Here is a 19,717-nt window from a genome sequence, read left to right as displayed (position 1 = left end):
CGGATCAGTGACCGAAAAGGAAACCTCCGGGCGAAAGTCAGGTAATCGCAGGAAGAGCACCTCACAGAGCGCTCAGCGTTCGTCCGGCCGCAAGCGCCGCTGGCCGTGGATCGTGCTGGCTGTTTTGTTTGTACTAGTGGGCATTCCTGCCCTGCTCTTCGGCTACGCGTATACGCAATACGACGTCCCCGGGCCCAAGGAGCTGCAGCCGAGCCAGATCTCCACCATCGTCGCCGGCGATGGTGAAACTCAGCTGGCCAAGCTCGTTCCACCGGAAGGCAACCGCCGTCAGGTGACGTTGGATGAGATCCCGGATTACGTAGAGGACTCGGTCCTCGCCGCCGAGGACCGTGAGTTCTGGACGAACTCGGGCTTTTCCTTCACTGGTCTGGGCCGCGCCGTCTTGGGCAAGCTCACGGGTGATAGCACCGCCGGTGGTGGTTCCACCATCACCCAGCAATACGTGAAGAACACTCTGGTGGGTGACGAATACTCCTACGTCCGCAAGATCCGTGAGCTCATCTACTCGGTGAAGATGACCAATGAGTGGGCCAAAGAGGACATCCTGAACGCCTACCTCAACACCGTGTACTTCGGCCGCAATGCCTACGGCATCGAGGCTGCCTCCAATGCCTACTTCAATAAGGACGCCAAGGACCTCACCGTGGAGGAAGGTGCCATGCTCGCCGGCCTCATCCAGTCTCCATCGGTCTTGGATCCGTGGGTGGATGAGGAACGCTCGCAGAACCGCTGGAACTACGTCATGGACGGCCTGGTTGAGATGGGCGATCTGGATGCGGCTGAGCGTTCCCAGATGGCTTTCCCGGAGACCCGTGATCCAAGCGAATACTCCGCCTACACCGAGGCGCCCGGCGCTTACGGCCACATCAAGAACCAGGTCATCGATGAGCTGTCCCGTGTGGGCATCACTGAGGATCAGCTGGCCACTGGTGGCCTGAAGGTGACGACAACCATTGATATGACCGTCCAGAATGCGTCGACGGATGCTGCTCATGCAGAGCTGGGAGTGCTGCAGGAAGATGCACGTGCAGCGGCGGTCACCATTGACCCGGCCACGGGTGCTGTGCGCGGCTACTACGGCGGTGACGATTCCAACGGCTGGGATTATGCCAATTCCCCGCTGCAGACAGGTTCAACCTTCAAGATTATGACCCTGGCCGCAGCGCTCCAGCAGGGCATCGATCTCAATACTTATTACTCCTCGGCGCCCTACCAGCTGCCTGGATCGCAGCTCGTGACCAACGACGTGGGTGCCGGCTGCGGTAGCTGCTCCATCGCTGAGGCAATGAAGAATTCTTATAACACGTCCTTCCTGCGCCTCCAGGATGACTTGGAAAACAAGACGCAGGACACCGCGGATATGGCGCATGCGTTGGGCGTGCCGCGCAGTCTTCCGGGGATTGAAAAGACCCTCACTGAAAATGGTGGAACGCCGTACGAGGGCATCGTGCTGGGCCAGTACCAGTCGCGTCCGCTCGATATAGCGACGGCAATGGCCACCTTGACCAACCAAGGCATATGGCATCAGCCGCACTTCGTGGAAAAGGTAGAAAACGCTGCCGGCGAAGTCCTCTACGAGAACCCGACCGACGGCGGTGAACGCCGTGTCTCCGCCAACGTGGCCAACAACGTGATCTCCGCGATGCAGCCAATTGCCGCATGGTCCAATGGTGCGCTAGCTGGCGGACGCCCGTCTGCCTCCAAGACTGGTACGACGCAGCTGGGCGATACGGGCCAGAACAAGGATGCGTGGATGGTCGGTTCCACGCCGCAGCTGGCTACAGCAGTGTGGGTAGGCACGGCCGACAACACCTCCGCAATCTTTAATCAGTGGGGCGGCATCATGTACGGCTCCAACTCGCCGACGAAGATCTGGAAGTCCATCTTGGACACCTCTCTGGCTAATGCTGAGCAGCAGACCTTCCCGCAGGCCTATCCGATCAACTACGGCGTCGGCAGCTGGGGTTCGGGCTATGTCTATGACCCGAGCCAGACCACGACGTGGGACCAGACCCCGGCAAGCCCGGAGGGCGAAGCCGCTGAGGGCGAGGGCGAGGCAAAACCAGAGGAAGGCCAACACCATGAGGAGGGGCATGGTGATGCCCCGGCGCAGCCGGCCCAGCCTGAGCAACCGGCTCAGCCCGCCGACCCTGAGGTCCCCTCGCTGGATGAGATTCTCAATGGAGATGGCCTCGACCAACTACTTGGCCAATAGGAGACTGATCCCTGGTGAGCCAACACATGACTTCTCAGCTAGTCCCTCTCTCTTCTGAGTCGATGGCCCGCGGCGCCGTCGACGCCCTGGGCGGGTCGACGGGGCGTTTTGCTCGCTCGGCCCACTCCGGGTGGTGGACTCCACTGCGAGTGATCATCACGCTGGCGTGGACATTCCTGGCGTTTGGGTTCTTGAGTAAGGCAACCTGTGCCGGTAGTCGCAAGGGCGAGGATGGCCTCATTAGCCTGAATTGGGACGGTAACCGTCAGTACACGTCCTTCTGCTACAACGACATCATCCCGCTCTACGGGGGCCGTGGACTAGACCAGCCGGGCTTCCCCTACGCCTATTCCTGGGTTGAAGGGGATATCACGCGCTACATGGAGTACCCCGTGTTGGCTGGCATGTTCCAGGGCGCCGTCGCTTGGCTGGCGCGCACCACCTACCCGGCCGTCGAGTGGATTGGGATTGCCGATGTCAGTTGGTACTTCGGGCTGACCGCGCTCATCATGTCCCTCGTGTGGGTAGGCACCGTGGTTATGGTCTTCCAGCTCACGGGCAACCGGGCGTGGGACACCGTCCTCATGGCAGCTAGCCCCCTCGTGGTCATGCATGCCTTTACCAATTGGGACATCCCGTCGGTGGCGTTCATGGTCGGCGCCCTGCTTGCGGTGACCAAGCGTAAGAACTGGCTCGCCGGCATCCTCATCGGGCTCGGCACGGCCTTTAAGCTGTGGCCCCTGTTTATTCTGGGTGCCTTTCTGGTGCTGGCCATCCGCAACAAGCGCTGGTCGCCGTTCATCAAGATGTTCGTGGCAACTATTGCGACGTGGCTCGTGGTGAACCTTCCCGTGGCGGTGGCCTACCCCGAAGCTTGGCGCGAATTCTTCCGGCTCAACCAAGAGCGTGGGGCGGAGTGGACCACGATCTACGCACTCCTGACTCGCGTTACGAACGTGAGCTTTGAGGCCGAATTCCTCAACACCTTCTCCCTCGTGGCCTTCCTTGTGAGCTGCGCAGCAATCGCCGTCATGGGGCTTAAAACCCCGCGTGCGCCGCGGGTGGCTGAGATGATCTACCTCATCATCATGGCCTTCCTTATCTTCAATAAGGTGTGGTCGCCGCAATACTCGCTGTGGCTCATTGTCCCGGCGCTCTTGGCGCTGCCACGGTGGCGCCTCATCTTTAGCTGGGCGCTTGCCGACGCCCTCCTCTGGCCCATCCTCACCTGGCACATGCTCGGCTCGGAGAACAAGGGCCTGCCGCACGAGATGCTGGACATCGCGGTGATCACCCGGGATGGTTTCATCATCGCCATCGGCGTGCTCATCATCCGTCAGATGTGGGGCAAGTCGGAAGACAAGGTTCGTGCCGCGCACGGTGGCAGGGATCCACTGGCGGGGGACTTTGCGCGATGACCATAACAATCGTGGGCATCATCTCCATCACGATAGGTTTCTTGTGCGTATTGGGTGCCTATTACCTGTTTCAGCGTTCTGAAGACCGAACCTGGCCCATCATGCTGGGGTTGCTGGCTCTGCTTTTCCTTACGGTGATACCTGCGAGTTCGGCAATCTTCGTCGCCGCGACTCACTAGGGGGCGGCCGAGGAGACAAGGGATTTCCTTTTCCGCCGGTCAGTGCGGTACTGTGTGAGGGTTGCTTGACGCAACAGACCCTCCTGCCATATCCGCAAAGGTGATATGGCCGATACCAATTACTAGACCATAGGAGGTGATGAGGTCCGTGCGTCACTACGAAGTCATGATCATTCTGGATCCCAATCAGGATGAGCGCACCGTAACCCCGTCCCTAGACAAGTTCCTCGAAGCAATCCGCAAGGATGGCGGCAAAGTCGAAAAGGTTGACGTGTGGGGCAAGCGCCGTCTTGCATACCCGATCAACAAGAAGGAAGAGGGCATCTACGCAGTCGTGGATCTGGAGTGCGAATCCCACTCCGTTCTCGAGCTCGATCGCCGTCTGAACCTGAACGACTCCATTCTGCGTACCAAGGTTCTGCGCACCGACAGCAAATAGCGGATACTGGGTTTCGAGCAATCCACGTAACCGATATTAAGGAGTAAAGACATGGCTCAGGGAGATACCAATATCACGGTCGTTGGCAACATTGTCGCCGACCCGGAACTGCGCTTCACCCCGGCGGGTGCCGCAGTGGCAAATTTCCGTGTTGCCTCCACCCCGCGTCGCTATAATCAGCAGACTTCCCAGTGGGAGGATGGCGAGGCCATGTTCCTCACCTGCAACGTGTGGCGCCAAGCCGCAGAAAACGTTGCGGAGACCCTGACCAAGGGCATGCGCGTTATTGTTACTGGCCGTTTGCGTCAGCGCTCTTACCAGACTCGTGAGGGCGAGAACCGTACTGTCTTTGAGATCGAGGTCGATGAGGTCGGCCCGTCCCTGCGTTATGCAACCGCTCAGGTAAACCGCAAGTCCGGCAACGGTGGCGGAAACTATGGCGGCGGCCAGCAGCAGGGTGGTGCTAACTACGGCGGCGGCAACCAAGGCGGTTTCTCCGGAAACCAGGGTGGTTTCTCTGGAAACCAGTCCCAGTCTTCTGCCCCGCAGCAGTCCCAGCAGTCGGCTCCGAGCAACGATCCGTGGAATTCGGCACCCCAAGCGGGAAGCTTTGGTGGTGCGGATGCAGAACCCCCGTTCTAAGACTGTCACGCAAGTATTCATTTAACTCAATTGAAAGGCAGGGATCATGAAGCTGATCCTCACCGCTGCCGTTGAGAACCTCGGCGCCCCCGGCGAAATTGTAGAGGTTAAGGACGGCTACGGACGTAACTACCTGCTTCCGCGCGGCCTGGCAATCGTTGCCACCCGCGGTGCTGAGAAGCAGATCGAGGGCATCAAGCGTGCCCAGGAAGCTCGCGCAATCCGCGACCTGGACCATGCACGCGAGATCCGTACCCAGCTGGAGGAGCTCAAGGACGTCAACGTCCCCGTGAAGACCTCCGAGTCCGGCAAGCTCTTCGGCTCCGTGTCCGCAGAGGACATCGTGAAGGCCGTTGCCGCCGCTGGCGGCCCGAAGCTGGACAAGCGCATCGTTGTGCTTCCCAAGGGCCTGGTCAAGAAGACCGGCAACTACCAAGTCGAGCTGAAGCTGCACGCTGACGTTATCGGCAAGGTGAACTTCTCGGTCGTCGCTGCCTAAGAACTAAGGCGCACGACGGTCACCCTCCGTCCAGCCGCGTGTGAGGCGCGGCGATGGTACGCCAGTAAGTGACCCTCAGACAACAGCAAGGTTTAAGGCCGTGCTCCTCCCACTATGTGAGGTGGTGGAAGGTGTACGGCCTTTAGCCGTTTTAGGCATGCGGGGTGGGGAATCGTCGCCAAGCACGGCATGTGGATAACTCGCGGAACCTGTGGATAAACCTGCGTGCAGTTTACAGTGAGTTTACTCACGCCGCCTTTTGTTAACCCGCAGGTAGCGCCTATTTCGGGTTGAAGACCCTACTTTTTCACGGGTTTTGTGCGTATATTCACACCTCGAAAAACAGGCTCTGACCTGCGGTAATTATCTGTGCTGGTCACAAGCTTGCAGAGTTATCCACAGGACTGACCTCGTGCTTTGCGGAGTTTTCGTCCGCTGAGCTGGTAATTCCACAGGGATCTGTGGATAACTGTGGGAGTTATGCCCAAGGGGCAGTGTCCATTGCCTCGGCTACACTGTTGTGTACTACGCGCGGTTGCCGCTTGGCACTGCCTTAAAGCCTGGCCGTCCGGCGCGGATAGAAGCTGAGATTTTCAGGGGCGGTCAGGGTGGGATCGATGAACGGTGGGATTGATGGACAATGACTAATGCCAGTTTTGATGACGATCAGGTTCCACCGCCGCCTGAACCGGTAGAGGAGGAACCCCGCCGCTCCTACCGTCAGGAGGAGCCGAAGCGTTACGGCGAATTCCGCCAGCCACCCGCGGACCGGGAAGCGGAGCAGGGCGTTCTTGGCGCTATGCTCTTGAGCCCGAACACGGTGATGGAGGTCATTGAAGAGCTAGAGCCGGAGGATTTTTACTACCCCGCGCACACGCTCATCTATCAGGCCATGATTGACCTCTATGCCGCGGGCACCGATATTGATGCGGTGATCGTGGCAGCTCGGCTCGATCGCTACAACAACCTCGAGCGGGTCGGCGGCGCGCCCTATCTGCACACCCTGCTGGCCACGGTGCCGACTGCCGCCAACGCTCGCTACTACGCGGAGATCGTGGCGGAAAAGGCGGTGCTGCGCAAGCTGGTCGACGCCGGAACCAGAGTTGTCCAGCTCGGCTTCCAAGGTTCCGAGGACATGGAGATCGAATCGGTTCTGGACCGCGCCCAGCAGGAAGTCTTCGCGGTGGCACAGAAGAAGACCACCGAGGACTACCGGGCACTGAGCGATCTTATCGATCCCACTATCGACGAACTCGCCGCCCTGCAGCAAAACGGTGTGGAATCGGGCGTGCCCACCGGGTTCATCGACTTGGATAACCTGACCAATGGCTTGCGCGCCGGCCAGATGATTATCGTCGCCGCCCGCCCCGGCGTGGGCAAGTCAACGCTCGCCATGGACTTCATGCGCTCGGCATCTCTGCAGCACAACAAGACCTCCGTGGTGTTTTCCTTGGAGATGTCCGCCTCGGAAATCGTCATGCGCTTGCTGTCGGCGGAGGCGGAAGTGAAGCTGTCGGATATGCGCGGTGGACGCGTATCGACTGAGGACTGGGCAAAGATCGATGACACCCTCAACCGCATCCAGGATGCGCCCCTGTTCATCGATGATTCCCCGAACCTCACCATGATGGAGATTCGCTCGAAAGCCCGCCGCCTCAAGCAGCAGCACGGGCTCGACCTCATTGTGCTGGACTATATGCAGCTGATGTCCTCGGGCAAGAAGGTGGAGTCCCGCCAGCAAGAGGTTTCGGAGTTCTCCCGCCAGCTCAAGCTGCTGGCCAAGGAGCTCGAGGTCCCGCTCATCGCGATTTCCCAGCTAAACCGTGGCCCAGAGTCCCGTACCGATAAGAAGCCACAGCTGGCGGATCTGCGTGAATCCGGCTCGCTCGAGCAGGACGCCGACATGGTTATGCTCCTGTATCGCCCGGACTCACAGGACCGCGATGATCCCCGCGCCGGTGAGGCGGACATCATCTTGGCAAAGCACCGTGGCGGACCGATCGACACAGTGAAGGTGGCGCACCAGCTGCACTACTCCAAGTTCGTCAACATGGCGCATGGTTAAATCACAGGTCCACCACGGCGTTGGGGTCACCCAACCGTGGGCTGAGAATGACTAAGACTAGGACCTGACTTTCCAGGTACGGGGGAGCGTGCTTTTTAAGAGGCTAAGCGCCTATTGAGTGAGGCTGCATGCTGCGGAATTTCTTCCATCGTCAGCATCGAGATATCGAGATCGCCACAAAATTCACGGAACTGCTGGTAGTTCTTCTTCTGCGCTGACGAGTTCGGCAATGTGGTGACAGCGACGATATCCAATTCGCGAGGAACAGAGATTAAAGTCTCACCAGCAGTAAGCTCACCGCCCGCCTGCTGCAACTTGTCCACCTTGAGCGTCCAAGAATCAATGGCCGCGCGCGTGATATTCGCATCAGAAGACCGGAAGTTAAATGCCTGATTAAGCTCGATAACTTCCTCATCATCGACAACCGCCAAAGTTAGATCCAGCTCGCGCCGGGCAACTTGGACGTCGGCGTCAAAGATGGTTGCTTTTTCCAGGCTTGGGAGTTGCTCGTATTGTTTGCGGATAAAGCGTCGTACCTGTCTGACGTCTTGTTGATGCTTGCCGGTGGGGGCTTCGCCAATGAGGGTCGAAAACAGTAGGTCGGTGGCCTCATTGAGGTTTGCAGCGTCCATGCTTTGCATGGGGTGAACCTTGATGAGGTTGTTCCAGTGTCCGCTAATGAATTCGAGATAGCTCGACAGCGTGTGTTGCCCGTCAAGGTTGAGCGGCTCGGTTGTCGTTGTCAGCTTCTTGAGGTCGGCTTTGAAATGTTGCAGGGCTCGCCGGATGGCCTCGGGAAAGTCGGAATCGTGGTGGATACCGCGGTCGGAGCGGAAATGATTCTTTGTTTCGCCTGTTGCGGCATCGATGACGATGACACCGACGCCGATCGTGGTGATGCCCATGGGGCGGGGAACCACGCTTACGGTCCAGTAGTCGAATCTCATGTCATTGTCCTTTGCGGTGTTTGTACGAGCGTAGGAGCTCCCGAGCGTAGTCCTTGCGAGAGAGGACGTAGTTCATGAGTTTGTCAGTCTCATGCGCAGGTATTGCCCATTCTATTGGTAGTGCTTCTTGCAATTCTTCTCGTAGGGTGGTGTCGAGGTTGTCGAGTGCGTTGATGGCTTTGTCCCACGAGCTGTTGGGAATTTCGGTGCGCAGTAGAGGAATGCGTGCGGTGCCGCCTGCGCGTTCTGGCGGGGTTAGTTGCCAAGGGTAGGGCTCCGAGTCGAACCAGAGCCCGTGGTCGATGGACCAGATGGAGTTATCGTCATCGTTGTCCGTGAGGATTTGGAGGTCTTCCTGAACATTGCACAACAACCACAGTGCTATCAGCTTCGGGATGTGGTTGTAGTTGGCGTCGTCGTTAACGTAGGGGATGACTCCGAACCCTTGGTGCAGTGTAGCAGTGTGGAGATTGAGCGAGCCGAAGAGTGGAGTCCCGGTGAGCCTGTATCTCCATATTGATTCTCCAATCATGTGTCCGTGTAGTGACTCGGGGACGTAGATAATTTTCCATGGGCGGATGTGGGCGCCCAGGCGCAGACCGACGATGCTTGCAGCAACTTCGTTGACTACGGCTTCGCGCCCATGGTCACTTTCTATGCGTTTGCACCAGTATTCGTTGCCGTCGTCGGCCTTGCCGAGGAACGGCCGGGTGCCAGTGTGGAAGGCGACTCTTCCGGGGATTTGTAGGTAGGTCTTTTCTTCACGGCTGCGTCGGGCATCGATAGAGATGACGTTGTTGGTGTTCATTGCAAAGCCTTTGCGAGAGGGGTGAGCGGAGTACAAGCCTGCGGGTCTAATGGGAACAGGAAATTTGGGCGTAGTTGCCTATTCGGGGATTATCTGTGTCTACCGCGGCCGTTTTGTGGTCGTGAGGTTTAGAGCGCCAGTAGTGGCGGCTACGACCGATGGGATGAGGATTAGGGTGCTCAGTTCCGTAGTGAGTGTTAGCCTGAACGCGACGATTCCAGAGACGATGCCGAGGGCTAGGAGGATAACACTGTAGATATCGATGACCTTTTTGAGCGTGATGAATCGGGTTTGGACCTATTAGCCTGAGTCCGGTTCTTGAGCGTCACGGGTCTTTTCCTCCTTTTGGATTTTCAGAATAGTCCACTTTTTGTTGGTGCGACCATTCTTTGTGACTTTGTCCTCACGGATTTTGAGGTTGTATGAATCAGTTCCATTGAGGTTGAGACCTTCCACCATCGAAACAAGTCGAAGCGCGCTAGTTGACGTCAAACCAAACTTAGATCATGGGTGGATGAGAAATGTCACTCTTAACACCTCAATATCGTCATCGCAGCATTAGCCAGGGCACACCTGATGGAAACCCGCAGTGGTTACTCCAACAAACGCCTCGTGAGAACACTCAAGAAATACCGCAACTTTTGATTCGTTGTTGGCGGCGAAACCGTCCACGCCGCCGTACCACCTCCACTCGGCCTCACCGTCACCATCCAAGCAATCACCGGCCAAGAACTCTCGCACTAAGTTGGTCTAAGTCGGGTTCGTCAACATGGCGCACGGTTAAATTACAGGTCCACCACGGCGTTGGGGTCACCCAACCGTGGGCCGAGAATGACTAAGACTAGGAAGACGGCTGCTGCGGCGAGTGCGAGCCACCGCCACACGGGGAAGAAGCGCTCGCCACACAGCCGGGCAAACCCTGCTCCGATCAGCGCGCCGAGGGTATTGAAGATGAGGTCATCGATATCGGTGCGCCCCAGGGCGAAGGCGTACTGTGCTGTCTCCAGCGCCAGGCTCAGCGCGAAGCCCCACGCGGCCGTGGCCTTGAGTGAACGGCACATGCTGAAGACGAGCATTCCGAAGGGAATGAAGAAAGCGGTATTGCCCGCGTACTCAAAGAGCGGGCCAAACCAGGTGCCGCCGGAAAACTCATCGAGCGGAACCAAGCGCAGATCGCGGACACGCTGGTTCTCTGGCTTCCAGAGGTAACCAATCTGAAAGAAGGACTTCAGCGTAGTCAGCGCAACCATGACCGCGACCCACGCGCCAAGGGCGACCCTATTGAGCAAGGGTCCTACCCTTGAATTCTGGCAGGGTCAGCGCCGCGACAGCGGCGGTGCCAAAGGCTGCCGCAAAGAGTACGAAGAGCCAGCCCGTGCCCGCCACCGCGATGAGCGGCGGAACGATGAGCGGCGCCAAGATGGATGCGAGCCTGCCGAAGCCGGCGGCAGCACCCGTACCGCGCCCGCGCAGCGCGGTGGGATAGAGCTCGGGGCCGATGGCGTACAAAGCACCCCACGCGCCCAGGTTGAAGAAGGACAGCAGGCAACCGGCCAGGATGATCGTGGCCTCGGTGCTGGCAAAACCATAGAGACCTGCGGAAAGCGCGGAGCCCACGAGGAAGGTAGCCAGCGTGGTGCGGCGCCCCCATACTTCGATGAGCCAGGCCGCGGCGGCGTAGCCGGGCAGCTGGGCCAGGGTGATAATCAGCGTGAAGCTGAAGGACTTCACCAGGGAGAATCCGTCGGCGACCAGCAGCGAGGGAATCCAGATGAAGGCGCCGTAGTAGGACAGGTTGACGCAGAACCAGATGGTCCATAGTGCCAGCGTGCGCCCGCGCAGGGACGGCGACCAGATACTGGCGGCGGTGACGTCTTCCTCGGAGTAGGTCGGTGCCGGGGGCGTGCGGTCGATGTCCGTCGAGTCCACCTCGGCCTCAAAGGAGGCGACGATCTCCTCTGCCTCCTCGTGGCGGCCTTTCGACTCTAGGAAGCGCACCGATTCCGGCAGGTGGAGGCGTACGAAAAGTGCATAAAGGGCGGGGACCATGCCGAGCGCGAGCGCCCAGCGCCAGCCGCTTTCCGACGCCCCCACAACAAACGTTCCAACTACCGCGGCCAGGATCCAGCCCACCGCCCAGAAGGCCTCCAGCAAGACCACCATGCGCCCGCGGACCTTGAGCGGGGCGAACTCGGAGATCAGCGTGGAGGCTACCGGCAGCTCGGCGCCCAGGCCGAGTCCGATGAAGAAGCGCAGGACGATGAGAAGCGTGAGGCCCGTCGCCAGGGCGGAAGCACCCGTGGCGAGGCCATAGACCAGCAGGGTCAAGGCAAAGACGTGGCGGCGGCCGAACTTATCGGCCAAAAGGCCACCAAAGGTAGCACCTAAGGCCATGCCGATGAAGCCCACGGACGCCAGCCATGAGGATTGGGTCGGCGTGATTCCCCAGTGCACGGCCAAAGCGGCCATGATGAAGGAGATGAGGCCCACGTCCATGGCGTCGAGAGCCCAGCCAATGCCGGAACCGAAGAGGAGACGTTTGTGTTTTCCAGTGACGGGAAGGCGGTCGAGCCTCTCCGTGCGAGAGATAGAGCGATGATCAAGACGATTCATGCAGGCTAAGCATACTCTGCGGAGTGAAAGCTTTTCAGGCGCAAAGAATTACTGACTACAAAAACCGAACTCAACGCCATGGCTATACCCGCGAAAAGGGGGTTGAGCAGGCCAAAAGCGGCAACAGGTAGAAGAATAATATTATAGGCGAAGGCCCAAAATAGGTTGCCCTTGATGATGCGCAGGGTGGCCCGCGCCAGGCGTACGGCATCGGCGACGGAACGTAGGTCGTTATTCATTACCGTGATATCGGAGGCCTCGATGGCGACATCGGCCCCAGCACCCATCGCGATGCCGAGGTCCGCCTGTGCGAGTGCCGCGGCGTCGTTCACGCCATCGCCCACCATGGCCACGGTCTTTCCTTGCTGCTGAAGCTGGGCTACAGCGTCCACCTTGTCAGAGGGCATCACCTCTGCTGTCACGTTGGCTTCATCAATGCCAACGGCTCGCGCCACTGCGTGTGCTGCACCTGCGTTGTCGCCCGTGAGCAGATGGGGTGTGAGGCCGAGATCCTGGAGGGCGGAGATGGCGGCGGCTGCGGACTCCTTAACGCGGTCCTGTAGCTCGATGGTTCCCACCACGTCATCCGCCACGTAGACGCCGACCTGCGTCCCAGTGCCGTCGTAGCCCGCGGGTGGGCGTCCCACCCGCACGCGCGCGCCGTCGACGGTCGCTTCGATCCCTTGGCCTGGCAGCTCGCGGTAGTCCTCGGCTGCAGGGATGTCGCCGTCGTAAGCCGCGCGGATGGCCCGCGCGATGGGGTGCTCGGAGCCCTGCTCCGCGGCGGCAGCAAGACGGAGAACCTTCTGCTCTGAGTGCCCCGCAGTGGCCTGAACCGCCGCTACTGACATCTGGCCTTCGGTGATGGTGCCCGTCTTATCTAGAACGATGGTGTCGATCTGGCGGGTCGATTCCAAAATCTCCGGGCCCTTGATGAGGATTCCCAGTTCGGCGCCGCGCCCGGTGCCCACGAGGATTGCGGTGGGCGTCGCCAAGCCCATGGCGCAAGGGCACGCAATGATGAGGACGGAGACGGCGGCCACGAAGGCCGGGGCAACTCCGCCGACCCACAGGTGAGCCACGAGCGCGAGGATAGCGATGCCGATGACGATGGGAACGAAGACAGCGGCGATTCGGTCGGCGAGGCGCTGCACCGGGGCCTTCGAGGTCTGGGCTGCGGTGACGAGCGCGCCCATCTGGGCAAGGACGGTGTCGGAGCCGACGCGGGTGGCGCGCACCTCAAGCCGCCCGGAGGTGTTGATGGTTGCGCCCGTCACCGTGCTGCCGGGTGAAACCTCAACCGGTAACGATTCGCCGGTGAGCAGGGATTCGTCCACGGCTGAATGGCCGGTGAAGACCACGCCATCGGTGGCGATCTTCTCACCGGGGCGAACCACAAAAACATCGTCTACATGGAGATCACTGGCAGGAATACGGGTTTCGGTGCCGTCGCGAAGCACGGTGGCTTCTTTAGCCCCCATAGTCAGCAGCGTGGTGAGCGCCTCGGAAGAGCGCCCTTTAGCCTTGAGCTCAAACCAGCGCCCAAGCAGCAGGAACGTAATGACCATCCCCACTGATTCGAGGTAAATGTGGTCCATCTGCGCGTCATTGGAACGCAGCGTCATATGCATGGTCATGCCGGGCATGCCGGCGTTGCCGAAGAAGAGCGCGTAGAGCGACCAGCCAAAGGCGGCGGTGGTGCCCAGCGTGATGAGCGTGTCCATCGTGGCGGCGCCGTGCTTCAGGTTGGCCCACGTGGCGCGGTGGAAGGGCGCGCCTCCGATGACGTAGACGAGCGTTGTGAGTACCAGGCAGGCCCATTGCCAGTTCTGGAATTGGAGGGCCGGGACCATGGAGAGGAGCATCACGGGCAGCGAGAGCGTCGCAGAGACGAGCGTGCGCTGCAGGATGTCGGAAGCCTCACCCTCGCGGGCGGTGTCCGCCGTGCTTGCCGACGCCTCCCCCTCATCGTCCACCGCAAAAGCCCCGTAGCCCGCGCCTTCGACGACGTCGATGAGATCGGCGGGGGTCGTCGTCGCTGGGTCATAGCTTACGGAGGCAGATTCCGTGGCGAAGTTGACCGTGGCTTCGACGTTGTCGAGCTTGTTGAGCTTGCGTTCCACCCGGGATGAGCAGGAGGTGCAGGTCATCCCGGTGATACCGAGAGTGAGGCTGGTGGTCATGATGCTTAGGCCAACTCGTAGCCGGCTTCGGTGATGGCGGCGGCGACCTGGTCATCGCTAAAGCCCTCACCAGTCACGGTGACGGCGCCGGTGGTGTGGTCAGCGGTGACGTCGGTGACGCCCTTGATCTCCGAGATCTCTTCCTTCACGGAGAGTTCGCAGTGGCCGCAGGTCATGCCGTTAACGGTGTAGGTGGTGGTGCTCATGGTCGTGATCAGACTCCTTAAGTAGTGGGTAGATACACCGTTGAGCGTATACCCCCTAGGGGTATAGGTGCAAGGAATAATTGAGCCTTGTGTACCGTTGAGAGTTGAAAGAACCTACAAAGTTCCCCGAAACAGATAGGAAGAGACATGGCAACGATTGACATCACTGAAGAGACGTTCCAGGAGACCATCTCCGGCGATGGCATCACCCTCGTGGATGCCTGGGCGGAATGGTGCGGTCCGTGCAAGCGCTTCGGCCCGGTCTTTGAGAAGGCATCCGAGGAGCACCCTGATGCCACCTTTGCCAAGTTGGATACCGAGGCAAACGAGGAGCTGGCTGCGAAGCTGCAAATTAACTCCATCCCGACGTTGATGGTTTTCCGTGACGGCATCTTGGTTTTCCGCGAGTCGGGTGCATTGCCGCCGGCAGCCCTGGAAGATCTCATTAGCCAAGTCAAGGCTCTCGATATGGATGAGGTCCGCGCCCAGGTGGAGAGCCAGCAGGCCTAATAATTCCGGATAGTTCGTCTATAAGGCGGTCGAGATAGACCGCTGTGCGCGCTTTCCTGTGAGTATCGCTACACTCGCAGGAAAGCGTCTTTACATATAAAGCACTAACGAGCGCTGCATTGATTACTGCTGCAGGAACCACTAAGGAGTGAGCGCAATGGCAAACCCATTCAGCAAAGGTTGGAAGTATGTGATGGCTTCTTTCGATCAGAAGATCGATGAGAACGCTGATCCCAAGGTTCAAATCCAGCAGGCCGTGGAAGGTGCAAAGGAACAGCACCGCCAGATTTCCGAGCACGCAGCGGAGATTATCGGCCGCAAAACCCAGCTGGAAATGCAGCTCAACCGCCTAGTGAAAACTCAGAAGGACTACCAGGATCAGACGCGCCGGGCCTTGGAGTTGGCGGACGCTTCCGAGGATCCGCAGAAGGCCGCCGAGTACAACCAGGCAGCGGAGGTTGTGGCGAGCCAGCTGGTCGCCGTAGAAAATGAGCTGGCGAATCTGAAGTCCCAGCACGAGGCTGCCGCGCAAGCGGCGGAGCAGGCAAAGGCCCAGCAACAGCAGTCGGAGGCCCGACTGAAGGAGCAGCTCGCGCAGGTGGACCAGTTGCTGTCCCAAGCCGATCAGGCGGCGATGCAGGAGAAGAACGCTGAGGCTCTGGACTCCATGAATGAGCTCAAGCCGGATGACTCGACGCCTACGATGGATTCGGTACGCGCCAAGATTGAGAAGCGCTACGCTGATGCGCTCGGCGCCCAGGAGCTGCACCAGGCAGCTGGTGGTAGCCGGATTCAGGAGATTTCGGCGGCGGGACACGATATGGCCGCTATGTCCCGCTTGGATGAGATCCGCGCTGAGATGGCCAAGAACAAGGAGCTGGAAGGCTCATCCTCCAAGACCATAGAGGAGCTCGAGGCCGGCGCCGAAGCCAAGGACGCTGAGGATAAGTAGTAGCCAGCGCGAAAAGGGGCCTTCTGGAGCAGGCCGCATTCTGCGGCCAGGGGATTTCACCACCCCGCGCTCCAGAAGGTCCCTTTATTAAGGTCCCTGTGCGCCTCGACGGTCTAGCTGCCCTGGCGGCGGATATTGATAAGCACGCCGCGGATGCCGGAGTGGAAGCCATCGCGGAGGTTCACGCGCTGGGTTTCGGTGAGCGTGTACTCGTGCAGAGTCTCGCAGGCGAACTGTAGCAGCGGACGGTCGATCTCCGGCGGCAGACCGCCGCCGGAAAGGAGATGGGCTTGGTCGCGCTGATCGGCGCTCGCGGCGTTGTCGAACCACCACGAGGCATATTGCTGCCCCACGTCAAAGGGGGACTGGAAGCCGGCGGAGCTCCACACTTCCTCGGGGAGGGGAACATACTTCGAGCGCAGCTTGCGGCGCGGCGCCATCATCGACGGCTTGGGCGCGGCCGGTTTGGGGGCAGGCTTCGGGGCTTCGGAGCCCGTTTCCTCTTCTGCGTCCGCGGGCTTCTGATCCGCGGCGCTGGGCTTTGTGGCTTGTTCGCCGCAGGGGGCGGGCTCCTCTTCGTCGGCGGGGGCGCTCGGTGCTGCCGACTCTGGGTGCGAGGCGGTGGCAGCCACGTCTTGCGCCGCGGCGGAAGGTGTTGCCGGCCCAGGCTTTGGCGCAGAGGGGAAGGCAGCTTGTGCTTCGGTAGGTTCGTCGCACTCTGGGGCGTCCTCGGTGGCGGAATCGCTAGCGTCTTCGCTTCCTTCTCCGGTGCTCTGGGGCTCGCGGATGGTCGGCGGCAGCGGGCCTTCAAGGACCTCGAGCTCCATCGCGTCGGCGAAGTCCTCCCGCGGATCGAGGATCGTGGTGGAGTCGCAGGCATGGCGCAGAGCTGAAGACATGGAGTCCCAACCGAAGCCATAAAGGTGCACGCGCACACCGTTGTTCACGGCTTCCTGGACCCCGGGAATCATGTCTGCGTCGCCGGAGACCAAGACGAAATCCGTGACTTGGCCCTTCATGGCGGAAACGATCATATCGGCGACGAGGCGGGTGTCCACGGCTTTCTGGGTTCGCCGTTCGCCCCATTCGATGAGTTGACCGGTGCGCAATTGGACGCCATCGCAGACCCGCAGCGCTCGCTGGTAACGGTGGGGGCCGGTATCGGGGATTCCGTCGTACCAGTATTGGCGGTGGATGGGGTTGCCTACTTGGTTCTCAATCATGGAACCAAGGGAGCTGACTACTTCGGGTAAATCAATCTCTAGCTGGGCGCGGGCCCCCGTCTCCCAAGAGTTATAAAAGCTGGCCAGTAGGTATGACGTGTCAACGAAGACAAGTGTTCGTTCAAGCATGGCTCCTAAATTCCGTTCTATTTCTTCTAACTAATTTTCTAGGGTCACTTCTGTGAGATCTTCCAGCCTAGGGCCGGTGTAGTCCAGTGTGCCCCATTAGTCACAAAACGTCGATAACCCCGAGGAAATTCCCAGGTCAATGGCGTTGCCCAAGGGGGGCTTGCGAGGGTTTCGGTGTGGTTATATGGTTAGTTACATGAGTAACCAACCAACGAGGAGGCCGGCATGGACAACTCTGCCCAGCCGCTCTTCCGGCAGATAGCGGTGCTCATCGAGGACGCCATTATTGAGGGCACTCTCGCCGAGGGTGCGCAGGCGCCATCCACTAATGAACTTGCCGCCTTTCATAGCATCAACCCCGCCACTGCCCGCAAGGGGCTGACCCTCCTCGTAGATCTAGGAATCCTGGAAAAGCGCAGGGGGATAGGAATGTTTGTCACCTCAGGTGCAGCCGAGAAGATCCGCGCGCGGCGTCGCCAAGAATTCGCGGCCGAGTACGCCGCGCCGCTTATCGACGAAGCCGTGCACCTGGGCTATACCCGCCAGCAACTCCACGACCTCATCGACCTTGTCGCAGAAAGCCGAGGACTCTACTCATGATTTCCACTCCGCACTTCACCTTCAGCGACGGCCTTACGCACGGCCTCGTCGGCCCCAATGGCATTGGCAAAACCACCTTGATGCGTAAAATCGCCGGTCAGCTGAATGCTTCCGGCATCACCGTCGATGGTGACAAGCCTTACGACAATGAAAAAGTCCTCAACAAGATCGTCCTCATGGGCATTGATAACCCCCTGCCTGAAGGCTGGAATATGAAGAAGGTCTTCACGGTATGCAGCCTGCGCTGGCCCACCTGGAACAAGACGCGCGCCGCGGAACTGGTCGAGCGCTTCGAGCTTCCGATGAAGAACTACTCGGGCCTCTCCCGCGGGCAAAAGTCCGCGGCGAGCTTCATCGTTGCGGTGGCTTCGGGGGTGCCGTACATGCTTCTCGACGAGCCCTATCTCGGCCTCGACGCTTCCAAGCGGGAAGTATTCTATGAGGTCTTGCGCGAAGAGCATGGTCGCACCATTATCGTCTCCACCCATCACCTCAACGAGCTTTCCGGTTTGCTTGATACCGTAGCCCTGATGGGGGAGAACCCGCTCTCCGGCCCCATCGATGAGTTTATCGAGGGCGTCGTCCAGCTCACCGGCTCTGCCGAAGCCCTCGACCGCGCGTTGGGGCGCTTGCAGCTCCCGGTGCTCGAGCGCGAAACCTCCGCCGTGGCGGACCGAGCGCTTGTCGACGCCCGCCCCAACCACACCGCCAACGTCTTTGCCATGGCTCAGGAAATGGGGCTGCGTGCCACCGAGGTATCCCTCGAACAGGCAGTTCTGGCATTGGGGGAGGCGTGATGAAGCTGTATAGGCATATGGCGCTGAGCTGGAATAGCCTCTTCTTTGCCCTGTGGTTCGTCGTCTTGCCGGTGATCGGGATGGGCAGCGGGCGAGGGTGGGCCATCGGCTACTCACTCTTTATGGTGCTTACGGTCTATCTATCCCAGCCTGATTTCTCCCGCTATCTCACTTTTGGCCTCAGCTCGCGTATGTGGAACGGGCACCGGCGCATCAATGCCACCCTGACGCTTTTACTGATTCTTGTTAGCGCGCCCTTCGCCTTTCCATGGTGGACTCTCATCGCGCCGGGGCTCATGTGGGCAGTGTGCATGGTGAAGCGCGTCGAGCCATCGCGCATGACCGCGAGCTCCCTCATCGTAGGTAGCGATGGTGATTCTTCGACGGGCTGGTTCTCAGCGTCCCCGGTTTCGCAAATTGTGGTGCGCCCCCAGGTACGCGCGTGGATGTGGACGGCGATCGGCTTCGCCCTCGCGATCGCGGTGAATCTCGTGTTGATCAAGCTGTGGGATACCGGCGTGGGCATTGTGGGTGTCATTGTTATATTGATTGTCCTGCCGCTCGTCGCTGATTCAATCCGCAGCTCACTCAAAGATGCAGTGGCCTTTGGACTGCCGCGCGGTGCCTGGGCCAAGGCAACTTTGCTGTGCACGGCAATCCCCGTGGTCCTATCGGTCTTGGCCGATCTTGTATCCATGATGTGGACCGGCAATCCAGCCGGGTTCACCATCGTGTGTCTTGCTACAACCTCGCTACTTCTAAGTTTTGCCATTACCGACAAACTGACGTGGGTCTATACCACTGCGCTAGCGGGAGTAATCGCCGCACTGTTCATAGCGTGGCTTATCAATCCCAGCGTTGCGATGGGGTGGGCGCTGACAGGGATGGCAACTATCTACGTCGTGTGGGTTGCCGTATATCCCCGGATGGCCAAGAAGACCAACGTGTTTAGCCCGGGGCTCATGGGCTGGTTTGGGGCACGCTGAGCGCCAACCAATGTCTGCGTAAAAAGCTTGTCTTTGTGCACTTCAAGAAGGGGCAAAAACCTTCATTGAAGTGCATATTTGTGTTTTTTCAAGGCCGTGTGTAACTTTATATGAGTCAGCGCGACCGACAGCGCCCCACAGGAACAGAAGTTCTTGGAGAGAGGCGGTAGGAAAACAGGCCCTGACAACAAATATTTTCTTTACTCGCAGTACTGCGTACCGCCAAAGGCGTTCCGTATGACTGTGTGGTGACGATGTTTGAGAACTCAATAGTGTGCCAATGTA

19 protein-coding genes are annotated in these 19,717 nt (G+C 59.6%); 12 read left to right on the top strand and 7 right to left on the bottom strand.

The annotated features are described in order from the left end of the window. Positions 1-7 precede the first annotated feature (7 nt). From HMPREF2760_RS08310 to dnaB, 7 genes are all read left to right on the top strand, one after another. Complete coding sequence (locus HMPREF2760_RS08310) at positions 8-2,236, top strand: transglycosylase domain-containing protein (protein WP_070533727.1); 2,229 nt, start codon at positions 8-10, stop codon at positions 2,234-2,236. A 26-nt stretch (positions 2,237-2,262) separates the two neighbouring features. Continuing rightward, positions 2,263-3,654, top strand: coding sequence for a glycosyltransferase family 87 protein (locus HMPREF2760_RS08305; protein WP_070533729.1), 1,392 nt, complete (start codon positions 2,263-2,265; stop codon positions 3,652-3,654). Beyond that, positions 3,651-3,833, top strand: coding sequence for a hypothetical protein (locus tag HMPREF2760_RS08300; protein ID WP_070524214.1), 183 nt, complete (start codon positions 3,651-3,653; stop codon positions 3,831-3,833). Before HMPREF2760_RS08305 ends, HMPREF2760_RS08300 begins: the two co-directional genes overlap by 4 nt. Positions 3,834-3,981: 148 nt before the next feature. Further along, the gene (rpsF, locus tag HMPREF2760_RS08295; RefSeq protein ID WP_180952128.1) at positions 3,982-4,272 is read left to right on the top strand and encodes a 30S ribosomal protein S6; all 291 of its coding nucleotides are present in this window, start codon (positions 3,982-3,984) and stop codon (positions 4,270-4,272) included. A gap of 51 nt (positions 4,273-4,323) precedes the next feature. Next, positions 4,324-4,914, top strand: coding sequence for a single-stranded DNA-binding protein (locus tag HMPREF2760_RS08290; RefSeq protein WP_010187897.1), 591 nt, complete (start codon positions 4,324-4,326; stop codon positions 4,912-4,914). A 46-nt stretch (positions 4,915-4,960) separates the two neighbouring features. Further along, positions 4,961-5,413, top strand: a complete 453-nt coding sequence (gene rplI, locus HMPREF2760_RS08285; RefSeq protein ID WP_070524218.1) for a 50S ribosomal protein L9 — start codon at positions 4,961-4,963, stop codon at positions 5,411-5,413. Between the two features lie 640 nt (positions 5,414-6,053). Beyond that, entirely contained in the window at positions 6,054-7,478 is a 1,425-nt protein-coding gene (gene dnaB / locus HMPREF2760_RS08280; protein WP_010187892.1) for a replicative DNA helicase, read from the top strand. Between the two features lie 95 nt (positions 7,479-7,573). On the opposite strand, the gene HMPREF2760_RS08275 is transcribed toward dnaB, so the two are convergent. From HMPREF2760_RS08275 to HMPREF2760_RS08250, 6 genes are all read right to left on the bottom strand, one after another. Beyond that, positions 7,574-8,425, bottom strand: coding sequence for a DUF3037 domain-containing protein (locus tag HMPREF2760_RS08275; RefSeq protein ID WP_070563953.1), 852 nt, complete (start codon positions 8,423-8,425; stop codon positions 7,574-7,576). A 1-nt stretch (position 8,426) separates the two neighbouring features. Beyond that, a complete protein-coding gene (locus tag HMPREF2760_RS08270) occupies positions 8,427-9,233 on the bottom strand; it encodes a HipA family kinase (RefSeq protein WP_070533733.1) in 807 nt (268 codons plus the stop codon). A 785-nt stretch (positions 9,234-10,018) separates the two neighbouring features. Then, positions 10,019-10,483: a VanZ family protein gene (locus HMPREF2760_RS08265; protein WP_070533734.1), complete on the bottom strand. Its 465-nt coding sequence runs from the start codon at positions 10,481-10,483 to the stop codon at positions 10,019-10,021. A gap of 28 nt (positions 10,484-10,511) precedes the next feature. Next, a complete protein-coding gene (locus tag HMPREF2760_RS08260) occupies positions 10,512-11,846 on the bottom strand; it encodes an MFS transporter (RefSeq protein ID WP_070533736.1) in 1,335 nt (444 codons plus the stop codon). A gap of 5 nt (positions 11,847-11,851) precedes the next feature. Then, positions 11,852-14,029 carry a heavy metal translocating P-type ATPase gene (locus tag HMPREF2760_RS08255; protein WP_070597052.1) on the bottom strand — a complete coding sequence of 726 codons (2,178 nt, stop codon included), beginning with the start codon at positions 14,027-14,029 and terminating at the stop codon, positions 11,852-11,854. Positions 14,030-14,034: 5 nt separating this feature from the next. Beyond that, on the bottom strand, positions 14,035-14,235 hold the full coding sequence (locus HMPREF2760_RS08250; RefSeq protein ID WP_070524224.1) for a heavy-metal-associated domain-containing protein: 201 nt from the start codon (positions 14,233-14,235) through the stop codon (positions 14,035-14,037). Positions 14,236-14,382: 147 nt separating this feature from the next. Between HMPREF2760_RS08250 and trxA the strand changes: the two genes are divergently transcribed. After that, positions 14,383-14,745: a thioredoxin gene (gene trxA / locus HMPREF2760_RS08245; RefSeq protein WP_070524226.1), complete on the top strand. Its 363-nt coding sequence runs from the start codon at positions 14,383-14,385 to the stop codon at positions 14,743-14,745. Positions 14,746-14,902: 157 nt separating this feature from the next. Further along, positions 14,903-15,697 (top strand): PspA/IM30 family protein, encoded by a 795-nt coding sequence (locus HMPREF2760_RS08240; RefSeq protein ID WP_070524228.1) that lies wholly within the window; start codon positions 14,903-14,905, stop codon positions 15,695-15,697. Positions 15,698-15,810: 113 nt separating this feature from the next. Here the strand turns inward: HMPREF2760_RS08240 and HMPREF2760_RS08235 are convergent, their stop codons facing one another. Next, on the bottom strand, positions 15,811-17,049 hold the full coding sequence (locus tag HMPREF2760_RS08235; RefSeq protein ID WP_070561790.1) for an NYN domain-containing protein: 1,239 nt from the start codon (positions 17,047-17,049) through the stop codon (positions 15,811-15,813). 225 nt (positions 17,050-17,274) lie between these two features. Between HMPREF2760_RS08235 and HMPREF2760_RS08230 the strand changes: the two genes are divergently transcribed. Genes HMPREF2760_RS08230 through HMPREF2760_RS08220 form a run of 3 tightly spaced genes read left to right on the top strand, consistent with a single transcriptional unit; the run spans position 17,275 to position 19,432 of the window. Further along, positions 17,275-17,649 (top strand): GntR family transcriptional regulator, encoded by a 375-nt coding sequence (locus HMPREF2760_RS08230; RefSeq protein ID WP_070533746.1) that lies wholly within the window; start codon positions 17,275-17,277, stop codon positions 17,647-17,649. After that, positions 17,646-18,446, top strand: a complete 801-nt coding sequence (locus tag HMPREF2760_RS08225) for an ATP-binding cassette domain-containing protein (protein ID WP_070533748.1) — start codon at positions 17,646-17,648, stop codon at positions 18,444-18,446. Before HMPREF2760_RS08230 ends, HMPREF2760_RS08225 begins: the two co-directional genes overlap by 4 nt. Further along, complete coding sequence (locus HMPREF2760_RS08220; RefSeq protein WP_070597051.1) at positions 18,446-19,432, top strand: hypothetical protein; 987 nt, start codon at positions 18,446-18,448, stop codon at positions 19,430-19,432. The genes HMPREF2760_RS08225 and HMPREF2760_RS08220 overlap by 1 nt, the downstream gene beginning before the upstream one ends. Positions 19,433-19,717: the final 285 nt, after the last annotated feature.

The organism is Corynebacterium sp. HMSC065D07 (assembly GCF_001810695.1).
In the GTDB taxonomy this organism is placed as follows: Bacteria; Actinomycetota; Actinomycetes; order Mycobacteriales; family Mycobacteriaceae; genus Corynebacterium; species Corynebacterium hesseae.
This window is presented reverse-complemented; position numbering and strand designations above follow the sequence as displayed.

Coding starts and splice junctions, on each gene's coding strand:
- HMPREF2760_RS08265 (WP_070533734.1), bottom strand. CDS start 10,483: ATGGTTGCGCTGACTACGCTGAAGTCCTTCTTTCAGATTGGTTACCTC.
- HMPREF2760_RS08220 (WP_070597051.1), top strand. CDS start 18,446: ATGAAGCTGTATAGGCATATGGCGCTGAGCTGGAATAGCCTCTTCTTT.
- HMPREF2760_RS08300 (WP_070524214.1), top strand. CDS start 3,651: ATGACCATAACAATCGTGGGCATCATCTCCATCACGATAGGTTTCTTG.
- HMPREF2760_RS08260 (WP_070533736.1), bottom strand. CDS start 11,846: ATGAATCGTCTTGATCATCGCTCTATCTCTCGCACGGAGAGGCTCGAC.
- HMPREF2760_RS08270 (WP_070533733.1), bottom strand. CDS start 9,233: ATGAACACCAACAACGTCATCTCTATCGATGCCCGACGCAGCCGTGAA.
- HMPREF2760_RS08240 (WP_070524228.1), top strand. CDS start 14,903: ATGGCAAACCCATTCAGCAAAGGTTGGAAGTATGTGATGGCTTCTTTC.
- HMPREF2760_RS08290 (WP_010187897.1), top strand. CDS start 4,324: ATGGCTCAGGGAGATACCAATATCACGGTCGTTGGCAACATTGTCGCC.
- HMPREF2760_RS08275 (WP_070563953.1), bottom strand. CDS start 8,425: ATGAGATTCGACTACTGGACCGTAAGCGTGGTTCCCCGCCCCATGGGC.
- HMPREF2760_RS08225 (WP_070533748.1), top strand. CDS start 17,646: ATGATTTCCACTCCGCACTTCACCTTCAGCGACGGCCTTACGCACGGC.
- HMPREF2760_RS08235 (WP_070561790.1), bottom strand. CDS start 17,049: ATGCTTGAACGAACACTTGTCTTCGTTGACACGTCATACCTACTGGCC.
- HMPREF2760_RS08230 (WP_070533746.1), top strand. CDS start 17,275: ATGGACAACTCTGCCCAGCCGCTCTTCCGGCAGATAGCGGTGCTCATC.
- rplI (WP_070524218.1), top strand. CDS start 4,961: ATGAAGCTGATCCTCACCGCTGCCGTTGAGAACCTCGGCGCCCCCGGC.
- trxA (WP_070524226.1), top strand. CDS start 14,383: ATGGCAACGATTGACATCACTGAAGAGACGTTCCAGGAGACCATCTCC.
- dnaB (WP_010187892.1), top strand. CDS start 6,054: ATGACTAATGCCAGTTTTGATGACGATCAGGTTCCACCGCCGCCTGAA.
- HMPREF2760_RS08250 (WP_070524224.1), bottom strand. CDS start 14,235: ATGAGCACCACCACCTACACCGTTAACGGCATGACCTGCGGCCACTGC.
- HMPREF2760_RS08255 (WP_070597052.1), bottom strand. CDS start 14,029: ATGACCACCAGCCTCACTCTCGGTATCACCGGGATGACCTGCACCTCC.
- HMPREF2760_RS08305 (WP_070533729.1), top strand. CDS start 2,263: ATGACTTCTCAGCTAGTCCCTCTCTCTTCTGAGTCGATGGCCCGCGGC.